This is a genomic window from Gordonia sp. p3-SID1431 (assembly GCF_025143765.1).
Lineage (GTDB): Bacteria > Actinomycetota > Actinomycetes > Mycobacteriales > Mycobacteriaceae > Gordonia > Gordonia hongkongensis.
Window position 1 is genome coordinate 1 of sequence record NZ_JAMBDT010000125.1, and the last position, 12,387, is coordinate 12,387.

The 12,387-nt window shown below is 69.2% G+C and carries 10 protein-coding genes; 5 read left to right on the plus strand and 5 right to left on the minus strand.

From position 1 onward, the window contains the following. Positions 1-143: 143 nt before the first annotated feature. Positions 144-1,511, minus strand: a complete 1,368-nt coding sequence (locus M4D77_RS21455; RefSeq protein WP_259937337.1) for an MFS transporter — start codon at positions 1,509-1,511, stop codon at positions 144-146. Positions 1,512-1,653: 142 nt separating this feature from the next. After that, positions 1,654-2,769: an ADP-ribosylglycohydrolase family protein gene (locus M4D77_RS21460; RefSeq protein ID WP_259937339.1), complete on the minus strand. Its 1,116-nt coding sequence runs from the start codon at positions 2,767-2,769 to the stop codon at positions 1,654-1,656. Between the two features lie 119 nt (positions 2,770-2,888). Here M4D77_RS21460 and M4D77_RS21465 point away from each other — a divergent pair, with 119 nt between their 5' ends. The 3 genes from M4D77_RS21465 (at position 2,889) to M4D77_RS21475 (ending at position 6,287) form a co-directional block, all read left to right on the plus strand. Further along, positions 2,889-3,881, plus strand: coding sequence for a TIGR00341 family protein (locus M4D77_RS21465; RefSeq protein ID WP_259937341.1), 993 nt, complete (start codon positions 2,889-2,891; stop codon positions 3,879-3,881). 111 nt (positions 3,882-3,992) lie between these two features. After that, on the plus strand, positions 3,993-5,894 hold the full coding sequence (locus tag M4D77_RS21470; protein ID WP_259937342.1) for an alkyl/aryl-sulfatase: 1,902 nt from the start codon (positions 3,993-3,995) through the stop codon (positions 5,892-5,894). Positions 5,895-5,969: 75 nt separating this feature from the next. Further along, on the plus strand, positions 5,970-6,287 hold the full coding sequence (locus M4D77_RS21475) for a hypothetical protein (RefSeq protein ID WP_010842754.1): 318 nt from the start codon (positions 5,970-5,972) through the stop codon (positions 6,285-6,287). A gap of 330 nt (positions 6,288-6,617) precedes the next feature. Here the strand turns inward: M4D77_RS21475 and M4D77_RS21480 are convergent, their stop codons facing one another. Both M4D77_RS21480 and M4D77_RS21485 read right to left on the minus strand, forming a co-directional pair. Then, a complete protein-coding gene (locus M4D77_RS21480) occupies positions 6,618-8,771 on the minus strand; it encodes an acyl-CoA dehydrogenase (RefSeq protein WP_068971402.1) in 2,154 nt (717 codons plus the stop codon). A 73-nt stretch (positions 8,772-8,844) separates the two neighbouring features. Beyond that, the gene (locus M4D77_RS21485; protein WP_259937344.1) at positions 8,845-9,024 is read right to left on the minus strand and encodes a hypothetical protein; all 180 of its coding nucleotides are present in this window, start codon (positions 9,022-9,024) and stop codon (positions 8,845-8,847) included. Positions 9,025-9,110: 86 nt separating this feature from the next. Here M4D77_RS21485 and M4D77_RS21490 point away from each other — a divergent pair, with 86 nt between their 5' ends. Continuing rightward, positions 9,111-10,094, plus strand: a complete 984-nt coding sequence (locus M4D77_RS21490; RefSeq protein ID WP_068971404.1) for a TauD/TfdA family dioxygenase — start codon at positions 9,111-9,113, stop codon at positions 10,092-10,094. Positions 10,095-10,255: 161 nt separating this feature from the next. On the opposite strand, the gene M4D77_RS21495 is transcribed toward M4D77_RS21490, so the two are convergent. Then, positions 10,256-11,098, minus strand: coding sequence for a sulfurtransferase (locus M4D77_RS21495; RefSeq protein WP_205333395.1), 843 nt, complete (start codon positions 11,096-11,098; stop codon positions 10,256-10,258). 108 nt (positions 11,099-11,206) lie between these two features. Between M4D77_RS21495 and M4D77_RS21500 the strand changes: the two genes are divergently transcribed. Continuing rightward, complete coding sequence (locus M4D77_RS21500; protein WP_247450248.1) at positions 11,207-12,376, plus strand: metallophosphoesterase; 1,170 nt, start codon at positions 11,207-11,209, stop codon at positions 12,374-12,376. Positions 12,377-12,387: the final 11 nt, after the last annotated feature.

Sequence of the window (12,387 nt, forward strand, 5' to 3'; positions counted from 1 at the left end):
AGTTTCTCCACAGCCCTCATTGTCATCGAATCCTGTTGCACAGCAGTCGCTGTCACTCGTGCCCCAGCGGTGAACCGTGGTGGACTGTGGTGAACAGAAGCCCCATCAGTCCCACACGTTTGGTCAGAGCCGGTGCGCCCGAGTCACTCATGACCCGTTCCCCGAGGAGCGAGCTTGCGAGCGTCAATGCCTGCTTCCTGAGAAGCCGCCATCACACCTGCGGTACTGCGGACTTTCGGATCGGGGCGCGGAGAAGCTCGTCGAACGACCAGACCGATGGCGACGGCCGCGACCGCGGCGTAGACGACGCCGGTGACGATGGCGCCACCGAGGGTCCCGACTGCCTGGCCGGCGACACCGTCGAGCACCACCATCACACCCGCACCGCTGTAGGCGAAGGCGGAGAACCGCGATGCCACACGGCCCTGCTCGACGGCGCCGAGACCGCGGGTGACAGCGGCGAGCGCCACTCGGTACCCCCCGGCCTGACCGATCCCGCCGACGACCGTACCCAGGACGATCACGTCGAGCCGGCCGAGGACGAGACCCACCACCGCCGTAGACCATCCGACGACCAGGAGCACCCCGACCGCCGGTAGCGTCGTCACGAGCCGCACCCCCACGCCGGCGAGACTCGCGACCATCGAGACCAACAGACATGCGCCACCGACACATTGGGCCACGAGGAGCGAATCGCTCGCGCCGGTGGCAAGGATCGCGGCGGGCATAGCGCCCACCGCGAGCGCACCGATCGCCCACGCCAGCGCGCCGACCAGATAGGCACCGGGATCTCGACGACGGGTGCCCGCGACGTCGAGGTCGCCGGTGTGGGCGTCGAGGTCGCCGTTGTGGACGTCGAGGTCGCCGGTGTGAGCGTGTGTCGACTGCGGCGTGAAGCCGTCGTCCGTCGACGAATCATTGCCATACGCAAGCAAACCGGGAGCCAGACGCAGACCGACGAGCAAGACGATCAGGCATACGGCGGTCGCCCCGGCGTGGATCGCGTACACCGTGACCAGCTGCCAGGGCAGGAACACGGCTATCGCGATGGCCGCAACCAGCCCGCTTCCGGCGCCGATGAGCGAACCGGAGGCGATGAACGCACGACCCCGTTCGCCGCGGGCGGCCACCATGATCGCCGCGGCGGCGCCCGTGCTCAGGCCCACCGACGCCCCGGTGAGGAACCGTCCCGGAAACAGCAGCACCTCGACCGACGCGCCGACGATCTGCAGGAGGTCGCCGACGATCGCCGCGAGGAGGGCGAGCGGTAACACCGTGCGGCTGTGCCGGATGAGCGGGCCGCGAGCCGAGATCAACAGGATGATGATCAGGGCGATGAAGTAGGTCGCGAACAGCACCGACGCCGCGGCGGGCCCTAACCCATGGGTGTCCATGTATCCCGGGAGCAGCGGCGTCATCGCATTCGAGCCGCAGATGGCGAGAATGAACCCGACCCCGGAAGCGCCTGCGAGCACACGGATTCCACGGTCGGATCTCAGAGCGATTGCCATGGGGAGAACTCAAACCGACCTCTGTGACCATCGGGCAACCCCGTCGTGGCCGTCGTATTGCGCACCTCGTCGCCACGACGCCGAGGCGCTGACCTGCCACGTTCTGGCGGGTGACGACGATGGCGCCGGTCGCGCCGGAGACTCAGCCCACCGGGCGAAGGTCCGGAGTCGCCCCCGGGCGGGGTCCCCAGTACCTCTCGACCCAACTGCCCGACCCGGCCGGCTCATCGGTCTCGGTGATGTCCCAGTCCACGAACCCGTGTAGATCGCCCGCGATCTCGACGATGACGTCGCGCAGTTCGAGGGGCTCCAGCCAGCGCGGCGGGATGGCCTCGACCCCGTCGCGCGCACCCAGCAGGTTGCCCACGATCGCGCCGGTGGAGTCCGAGTCGCCGTCGTGATTGACCGCGATGATCACCGCGTCCTCGAGGTCGTCGGCCACCAGCGCGGAGTAGACGGCGATCGCGAGCGCCTCCTCTCCGACCCAGCCCTCGCCGAGGCGCGTGATCGCCGCCTCGTGGGACAGGCCCGAACCGGCAAGGCTTTCCGCGGCCTCGAGGGCGGTGAGGGTCTCCTCGTGACCGGAACGATTCCGGAGGATGCCTTTCGCCGTCGCCAGCGCCTCCGGCAGGCCGGCCCCGACGATCAGCTCGCGGACCGCGACCGCGAGAACGCCGGCGGGAAGCGAACCGGAGGGGTGGCCGTGGGTGAGCGCCGCGACCGTGGTCCCGAGGTCGAAAGTGCCTGCGGCAGACCAGTCCGCGCAGGCCGCGAACAAACCGACCGGTGCCACCCGCATGACACCTCCGCAGCCCTTGCTGTCGTTGTCGGCCGGGGCGCCCGGACGAGTGGTCACCCGGAGCGCCTCGAGACAGGTGGTGCCGGGTGCCCGCCGGCTGTGCAACTGCTGGTGCCCTGCCAGCCAACTGGACCGTTCGGTCGTCGCCAGCACGCCGTGCCGCGGATGGCCGCCCTGCGTGATGAACCACCGCAGGTACGCGCGGGCCGTCGTGGCCGCGTAGCAGGAGATGCCTCCCGCGCAGTCGCGGGCCCAGGCGCGCAGCAGACCCTCCGCAGTGAACAGCGTCATCTGCGTGTCGTCGGTGATGGTGCCGAGGCCGCCGTACGCCTCGGAGTAGGAGGTGATGCCCGCGGGTCCGAACCTCTCCAGGATCGCGTCCCGAGTCGAGAACTCGACTGCCCCGCCCAGCGCGTCGCCGGCAGCACCGGCGAGCAGACATCCGGTGAACCGATCCATGTTCGCCCCCTGTGCTTTCCCCGGCGTTCATCCATGGTCACACGGTTGCGCCGACTCTGCTGGACAGCGGATCGCGAACGGGTACTTTCAGAGGACCTCGAGACGAAGGGGCTTCGATCGTGCTCTCCCTCATCCCCGGTTCACAGCGACGCACCCTGGACGAGATCGTCGAGCGCCTCGACTTCTCCGTCGGAGACGGCACCGCCAAGCGCAGCGCGTTCTGGCTGATGCTCACCCTGTCGGGCATCATCGCCGTGTCGGGAGTCGCCGCCGACAGCACGGCGACCGTCATCGGGGCGATGATCGTCGCGCCGCTGTCGACACCGATCCTCGGCATCGGACTCGGAATCGCCACCGGCCGTGGTCGACTCGTGCTCGCGAGTGTCGGTTACGTGCTCGCCGGGGTCACCCTGGTGACGATCCTGGGCGTGGTGTTCGCCCAGTTGCTACCCAACCCGACGAACGTGCTCTCCAACTCACAGGTGCTGGGCCGGACGTCACCGACGCTCGTCGACCTCCTGGCCGCCCTCGCCACCGGCCTCGTCGGCGCGATCGCCATCACCCGTCGCGACGTCGGTGATGTGCTGCCCGGCGTGGCCATCGCCATCTCCCTGGTGCCGCCACTCGGGGTCGTCGGCGTCTGCCTGGGGTCGGGAGCCCCGTCGCTCGCACTGGGCGCCTTCGTGCTGTTCGCGTCGAACGTGGTCGCGATGATCATCACGAGCCTCGTCGTGTTGACGATCGCAGGCTATGGCCGCGAGGCCGCCGATCTCGCCGGTGCGGAACATCCGAGGGCCCCTCGACGCCGGGCCTACGCGGCACTGGCCGTAGCTCTCGTCGTCGTCACCGTCCCGATGGTCGCGAACTCGCTCTCGTCACTGTGGTCCCGGCAGATCGCGACCGCGGCGGAGTCGTGGCTCGGATCGGGCGGGAACGACTCGTCCGAGGTCACCGGTGTCAGCTGGACCGGCAGTACGGTCACCGTCAGTGTGCTCGCCCCGCAGGACCTGCCGCCGATCGACGAGCTCCAGACGACGGTCGACGAGTTGGTCCCCTGGGACCCCGAGGTCGTCGTCGTCCACACGGTCGGCGAGCGCTCGGGGGCCGACTGAGCGTGCCGAACCCCGGCGAGGCGTCCGCGCTTCTGACAGAGTGGTACGTACGCATCGCTCACCGAGAACGTCACCGTACGCACTCAACCGAGAATCGACGAGGTCAAGCACATGGCTCTCTCTCGAGACGCATCCCCTGCTGTGGCACAGGCGAATTCGTCCGCCCACGATCACCTCCCGTTCCAGGACACCCGCGACCTGGACGCCACCACGCGCGGACTCGTCGCCGAACTCGATCCCCCCGTCATCGCCGGCCAGGACGGGAAGCCGGTGTGGGATTGCGATGACTTCTCCTTCCTCGCCGAGGAGGCGCCTGCCACCGCCCACCCCAGCTTGTGGCGGCAGTCGGGTCTCGTTGCCCGACAAGGCCTTTTCGAGGTGACAGATCGGATCTACCAGATCCGTGGCCTGGACCTGTCGAACATGACCGTCGTCGAGGGCGACACCGGCGTCATCGTCATCGACCCACTGATCTCGCAGGAGACCGCGGCCGCCGGCCTGCGCCTCTATCGGGAGCATCGTGGCGATCGGCCGGTGACCGCGGTCATCTACACCCATTCGCACATCGACCATTTCGGCGGCGTCAAGGGAGTCACCACCCAGGAGGCCGTCGACGCCGGCGAGTGCCAGGTCATCGCGCCGGCAGGCATGGTGGAGCACGCGGTCGCCGAGAACGTCTACGCGGGAACGGCGATGGGGAGACGAGCCGCCTACATGTACGGCGCCGCGCTGCCCAGGGGCCCGCGCGGTGCGATCGGCGCGGGCCTCGGCCAGTCCACGTCAACCGGAACAGCGACCCTGATCTTGCCCACCCTCGACGTCACCACCACCGGGCAGACCGAGACCGTCGACGGCGTCACCATCGAATTCCAGTTGACCCCCGGCACCGAGGCACCCGCCGAGATGAACTTCTACTTCCCACAGATGCGCGCCCTCTGTATGGCCGAGAACGCGACCCACACCCTGCACAACCTGCTCACCTTGCGCGGTGCACTGGTCCGTGATCCGCACGTGTGGTCGCGCTACCTGACCGAGGCGATCAACGCTTTCGCGGCGCGCTCCGACGTGCTCTTCGCGTCGCATCACTGGCCCACCTGGGGCACCGCGGAGCTCACGGAGTTCCTGTCCCTCCAGCGCGACCTCTACGGATACCTCCACGATCAGACCCTTCGGCTGCTCAACAAGGGCCGGACCGGTCTCGAGATCGCCGAGGACATCGCGTTACCTCCCGCGCTCGCGAACGCCTGGCACACGCACGGCTACTACGGCTCGGTGAGCCACAACGTCAAGGCCATCTACCAGCGTTACATGGGATGGTTCGACGGGAATCCGGCGCACCTCTGGGAGCATCCGCCGGTGGAATCGGCGAAACGGCATGTCGAGTTCATGGGCGGCGCGGACGAGGCGGTCCGAAAGGCCCGCCGATCGTTCGACGACGGTGACTTCCGATGGGTCGCCCAGGTCCTGAACTACGTCATCTTCGCCGACCCGACACACGCGGAGGCACGAAGTCTCCAGGCGGACACGCTCGAGCAACTCGGCTACGGCTCCGAGAACGGCACCTGGCGCAACTTCTATCTCATGGGCGCATACGAGTTGCGCAACGGACCGGTCGGGACCCCGACCACGGCCGCGGCCGCCGACATCGTGAGTGCCATGTCGGTCGATCAGCTCTTCGACGCCGTCGCCCTGCGAGTCGACGGGCCGGCGGCCTGGGACGCCCACATCGTCCTCGACTGGCACATCACCGACGCCCACCGACGTCACCGATCGGAGTTGCGCAACGGCCTCCTGGTTCATTTCGACGTGGATCAGGCAAGCGCTGACGACCCCGTCGCAGCCACGTTCACCCTGACCAAGCAGACCCTGCTGACGCTGCTCCTCGAGCTCGTGGATCTCGGTACGGCCGTCGAAGCGGGCGACGTCGGCGTCGACGGTGATCCGAGTGCATTCGGCGAACTCGCCGGCTACCTGGACGACCCGGATCCCGATTTCGCGATCGTGACACCCTAGTTCCGCCGGGCGGCCCGGCCGACCCGACCGAGGGTGACACCGCTCGAACACACGTGCGAGACTGACCGGGTGGGCATGAAGTGGATTGGCGGGGACAACGGCCAACCACACCGGCCCGCCTTCGTGCGGGTCGGCCACAAGGCGGTGCTCATCGACCTCGGCGCGCTCTACCCCAATGCACCGCATTTCAGCGGCGAGTACCACCCCGACGGTTTGCAGATCCGGTCGGTGCACCTCGGCGTCCTCACCGAGTGGGGGCGCGACGAATGGGGTGCCTGGTACGGCAAGGTCACCTACACGATCACCTCGAAGGACCGACAGGAGAAGGTCACGCACTGGGTGCCGTCGTGGGCGTTGCGCCCGGCCGGTGACCGGCCGCCCGGGCGACGGTGAACGACCCGAGCCGCGAGCGAAGCGCCCCCGACCTGAGGAGCGAGCTTCGCCTCCTGCTCCCTGAGGAGCGAGCTTGCGAGCGTCACCCCCTGCTCCCTGAGGAGCGAGCTTGCGAGCGTCACGAAGGGTCCTGGTGAGACGGGTTGCGCGACCCTTCGTGACGCGCCCTCCGCAAGCTCCGGGCGCTCCTCAGGGAGCAGAAGGGTGACCCTCCGCAGGTGAGCAGAAGGGTGACCCTCCGCAGGTGAGCAGAGGGGTGACCCTCCGCCGGGAGCAGAAGGTGGGCCCTGCGCAGGGAGCAGAGGGGTGGCCTCCGCAAGCTCTGGGCGCTCAGCGGATGAGCGGGTCGCGCGGCAAGCCGAGGATGCGTTCGGCGATCTGGTTGCGGGTGATCTCCGACGTCCCGCCGGCGATCGACATCCCGCGGGCACCGAGGATCAGCAGGCCGGCCAGCTTGCCGGGACCGGACGAGAACGCGACGTCGGGTCCGAGCAATTCCGCGGCCAGGTGCGCGCGGTCGCTGAGATGCTCGGCGAGAAGCAGTTTCGTCACATTTCCCTCGGGTCCGGGAGCGGCGCCGACGACCGATCGGGCGGCACGACGCAGATTCAGCAGTCGCAGCGCATCCTCGACGGCGAGGAACTCACCGACCTTCGTCGCCGCCCCCTCGACCCGGTCCCCGTAGCCCTGGACGAGTGCCACCATCTGTTGGACCGCACCGTCGCTACCCGGCGCACCGCCGCCGATGCTGACCCGCTCGTTGCCGAGGGTCGCGCGGGCCACGGCCCAGCCGTCGTTCGGTGTGCCCACCACGTCTTCGTCAGGGACGAAGACGTCGGTGAAGAACACCTCGTTGAACTCGGACCCGCCGGTGATCTGCCGCAGCGGACGTACCTCGACACCGGGCGCCGACATGTCGATCAACACCGCGGTGATGCCCTTGTGCTTGGGGGCTTCCGGGTCGGTCCGCACCGTTGCCAGCCCTCGCCGGCACAGGTGGGCGCCGCTGGTCCAGACCTTCTGGCCGTTGATGCGCCATCCGCCGTCGACGCGCGTGGCCCTCGTGCTGACCGCCGCCGCGTCCGACCCGGCGCCGGGCTCGGAGAACAACTGACACCACACCTCGTCCCCGAGCAGCGCCGGCCGGACGAACCGGTCGATCTGGTCCTGCGTGCCCTCCTGGATGAGGGTCAGGATGACCCACCCGGTGATGCTGTAATCGGGCCGCTTCACACCCGCGGCCGCCATCTCCTCCTCGATGACGAGTTGCTCGACGGAATTCGCGGCGCGTCCCCACGGCCTGGGCCAATGCGGCATGACGTAACCGGTGTCGATGAGCTTCTCGCGCAGCGCGGACTCGCCGACATCGGCGATCTCGGCGATGTCGGCTCGTACGCGCGCACGCAGTTCTTCGGCCTCGGGTGGGAGGTCGAGGCTGTTGGCACGGGTGACGCCGCCTGCGGAGAACTCATACACGTCACGAGCCGGCTGTTGTCCGCCGAACAGCGCCTGCAGCACGGTGGCGCGGCGCAGATGCAGGTGCGCGTCGTGTTCCCAGGTGAAGCCGATGCCACCGTGCACCTGAATGTTCAGCTCGGCGTTCGTCGTGTACGTGGGCAGTGCCAGCGCGGCCGCCGATGCCGCGACCAGCCCGAGCGCGTCGGCGTTCTCGTCGGCCGCCCGCGCCGCGTCCCACACCACCGCGGTGGCGGCCTCCGCGCCGACGAGCATGTTCGCGCAGTGGTGCTTGACGGCCTGGAACGTACCGATGGTGCGGCCGAACTGTTCGCGGACCTTCGCGTAGGCCACCGCGGCGTCCAGCGCGTCCCGCGCCCCGCCGACGGCTTCGGCCGCGACCAGCGTCCGGGTGAGCGCCAGCGCGGTGGCCGCCAGTCTCGGCAGACGGACGGCGGCAGCACTCGACAGCGACACCCTCGCCGACAATCGGGTCGGGTCCAGATCGGCGTGCGCGCCCACCTCGACACCGGAGTCCGACGACTCCACCACCAGCACATCGTCGTCGCCGATGAGTACCAGCAGATCCGCGAGCGGTGCGCCGAGTACCGCGTCGACCTGACCGGAGACCGCCCCACCGGCCTCGGTCAGTCCCGGCACCACCGCGACACCCGCGGTGACCGTGCCGTCGACGAGCGACCGCAGCCAGCGGGCTCGCGTCTCGTCGTCGGCATGAGTCAGGATCGCCGAGGCGACCACGGTGGGCAGGAACGGACCCGGCGCCACCGCGCGGCCCAATTCCTCTGTCACGACGACCAACTCGGCGATCCCGAAACCGGAACCGCCGTACTCCTCGGCGACGTGCAGACCCAGCCAGCCGAGTTCGGCGATCTCCGCCCAGAACGTGGGTCTGGCCTCCTCGGGCGCGTCGAGTCGGTCTCGCGCCTGCGCCCGCACCTTTCGGTCGACGGCGAATTCGCGCACCACCGAGGCGAGTTCGACGTGGTCATCGGTCAGGGCAATACTCATGGCGACTCCCGGGATCGTCGGTCACCCGATCACACCATCTACCCCCGGTCCGGGGTGGACGCTTGAGACAAACTCATCGAATCCGTTCCCGACGCGCCCGTTGCACGACCGGGTCCGGGAACGGCACGGCATCGACGAGGTCCCTGGTGTACCGGTCTGCGGGCCGGGTGAGCACGTCCCGCGTTCCGGCCGATGTCCGCCGCGAGATCGACGACGCCGCGGAGACCTCGGCGGACTGAGGCGTTCCGATCACCGTGAGCGATTCCCTCGATCGCACCACCGTCGCGGTGGTCTGATGAATTCGATTGCCATCGAACGACATTGAGAAGAGGACGAGAGATGACCCTGGCGCAGATCGAGGACCGGACCGAGCGCGAGCAGGCAGCTCAGCAGATCTACCGCGACGCGGGGATCACCGTCGACAAGCTCGGCGAGCACATCGGGGCACGCATCGGCCAGGTGCGGCTCGGCGGCGACCTCGCCCCGGAGCAGGTGGAGGCGATCCGCCTGGCGCTGGCGATCAACAAGACGATCGTCTTCGAGGGCCAGGACCAGCTCGACGACGACAGCCAGTACGCGTTCGCCGAACTCCTGGGCGATCCCACCGCACCTCATCCGACGGTGACCTCACGCGGCGAACAGCTGCTGACCATCGAAGGCGCCGCGAACAGCTGGCACTCCGATGTGACGTTCGTCGATCGCATCCCGAAGGCGTCCATCCTCCGGGCGGTGACGCTGCCGAGCTACGGCGGCGCGACGACCTGGGCGTCGACGGTGGCCGCCTACGAGCAGCTGCCGAAACCGCTGCGCGCGTTGACCGAAGAGCTGTGGGCCACCCACACCAATCTGTACGACTACGTCGGCCAGAAGGAGCCCTCGGGTGGTGTCGACGTCAGCCGCAAGGCCGAGCACTACAAGGAGTTCACCAGCTCCGAGTACCAGACGCTGCACCCCGTCGTGCGCGTCCATCCCGAGACCGGCGAACGCAGCCTGCTGCTCGGACACTTCGCCAAGGAGTTCCGCGGCCTCAAGAGTTCCGAGTTCGCCGACCTCTACCAGCTCCTCCAGGCACGTATCACCAAGCTGGAGAACACCTTCCGGTGGAACTGGAAACTGGGCGACGTGGCGATCTGGGACAATCGCGCCACGCAGCACTACGGCATCGCCGACTTCGGCAACCAGCAGCGTGAACTGCACCGCATCACCCTCGCCGGCGATGTGCCCGTCGACGTCCACGGTCAGGCGAGCCAGGTTCTCCAGGGCGACGCGACGCACTACTCGGTCGTCGAAGAACCCGCCCGACTGTCGGTGTTCGCGGCCTGACCCGTGCGCGCGTCACCGCCCGCTCCCTGAGTTGCGAGGAGCGCAAGCGACGAGCCTCGAAGGGTCCTGGCGAGGTGCGTGGCAAACCCTTCGTGACGCGCCCTCCGCAAGCTCCGGGCGCTCCTCAGGGAGCAGAGAGTGCGGCTTGCGCTCCTCTCGCCTCAGGGCCGGTCGCCCTCGGCGACCGGCCGTTCCGGGTTCGACGACCACTGCGAGAACGAACCCGGGAACAGCGCGGCGTCGATCCCCGTGATGGCAAGCGCCGCGATCTGGTGCGCGGCATTGATCCCGGAACCGCAGTAGACGACGACATCGGAGCCGGCCCCGCCGTCGATACCGACATCTGCGAACCGGCGTCGTAGCTCCTCCGCCGGACGGAAGCGGCCGGAGGTGTCGACGTTGTCCGCCGTCGGGACACTGATCGCCCCGGGGATGTGGCCGGCGCGCGGATCGACCGGTTCGACGTCGCCGCGATAGCGTTCGGCGGCCCGGGCGTCGAGCAGGTGTGCCGGCCCGGCCGCGACGCTGTCCATGGTCGCGACCGGCAGGTGTCCGGGGCTCAGGGTCACGTTGCCCGCTCGCGGCCGACCGCCGTCGCCCGTCGTCGTGCGCAGGCCTTCGGCACGCCACGCCGCGAGGCCGCCGTCGAGAAGTCGCACGTCGGCGACACCCGCCCACCGCAGCAGCCACCAGGCGCGCGCGGCCGCGAGGTTGCCGGAGTCGTCGTAGACCACCACCGGGACGGCGTCGTCGATCCCCCATCGCCGGGCCGCCTCCTGGAGGTCGGCGACGTCGGGCAGCGGATGCCTGCCGCCGACCGGCCCGGAGGGCGGGGCCGCCAGTTCGGAGTCGAGGTCGACGTAGACCGCACCGGGGATGTGACCCTCGCGATAGGCGTGCCGACCATCGAAGTCGCCCAGCTGCCAGCGCACGTCCAGCAGGATCGGCGGAGTCGCCAGCAGCATCTCGGCCAGCTCGAGCGGGGTGATGAGGACCTCGGCCATGGCGGCGAGGGTACCAACGCGAACCGATGGCAGAATGGGGCAATCCGCCCATGACCGGGCACCTGGCCCTCCGTCGCCCTGCCGTCACCACCCTCAGGAGTCCATCCCGTGGCGTTGTTTCCTGCCGTCGTCTTCGGACTCATCACGTTCTGGCTGCATCGGCGCATCGTCCGCGCGACCGCGATGCCGCGCCCCTGGTCGATCATCGCCGACGTGGCGCTGGTCGTCCTGTGGGCGCTCGCCCTCATCGGCTTCGCCACCGGACGGGTGCTCGACCCGTCGTGGGCGCGGCCCATCGGCACGATCGGGCTGATCTGGCTCGCCGCCGTCTTCTACCTGTTCCTCGGCCTCGCGGTGGTGGGCCTCGTGTCGTTCGCCGCACACATCGTCCGCTGGATCCGGCGACGTCGATCCGGAGTGCAGGACAACCCCTCGTTCGCGGCCCGTCGGCTCAGCAAGCTCCGGGTCGCCACGGCCGCGGTCGTGGTGGTCGCGCTCGGGGTCACCGGCTACGGGGTGTGGGAAGCATCTCGCCCCCAGGTCGTCGACATCGACGCCACGTTCGCGAGCCTGCCGCCGCAGTTCGACGGAACGCGCATCGCGGTGATCTCCGACCTGCACGTCGGCCCGGCCCGTGACGCGTCGTTCACCCAGCGCGTCGTCGACGACGTCAACGAGCAGGAGCCGGATCTCGTCGTCCTCGTCGGCGACCTCACCGACGGCACCATCCCGAACGTCCGCGACACCCTCGACCCCCTCGCGGATCTGGATGCGCCTCTCGGGGTCTTCGGTGTGAGCGGCAACCACGAGTACTACGCCGACGACGGTGGTCGGTGGCTCGACGTCTGGGAGGAATTCGGCGTGCGCACGCTGCGCAACGCACGAGCGCCCATCGAGGTCGACGGCGCGACCATCACACTTGCCGGCGTCCACGACGCCACCGCCCCCGAACCGTACGAGCCCGACCTCCCGGCGGCGTTGGCGGGAACGTCTCCCGAAGACTTCACCCTGCTCCTCGCCCACCAGCCCAAGCAGGCCGTCGAGGCATCGGATCTGGGTGTCGACCTCCAGCTGTCCGGGCACACGCACGGCGGCCAGCTCTGGCCCATCCGCTACCTCGTCCGTGCCCAGCAGCCGACGATCACCGGGCTCGACCAGATCGGGAACACCACGATCTACACCACCCGCGGCGCCGGCGCCTGGGGCCCGCCGGTCCGTGTCCTCACGCCGCCGGAGATCACGATCCTCACGCTGCGATCGGCGCCGCCTGCCTCCTGAGGCGCGAGGAG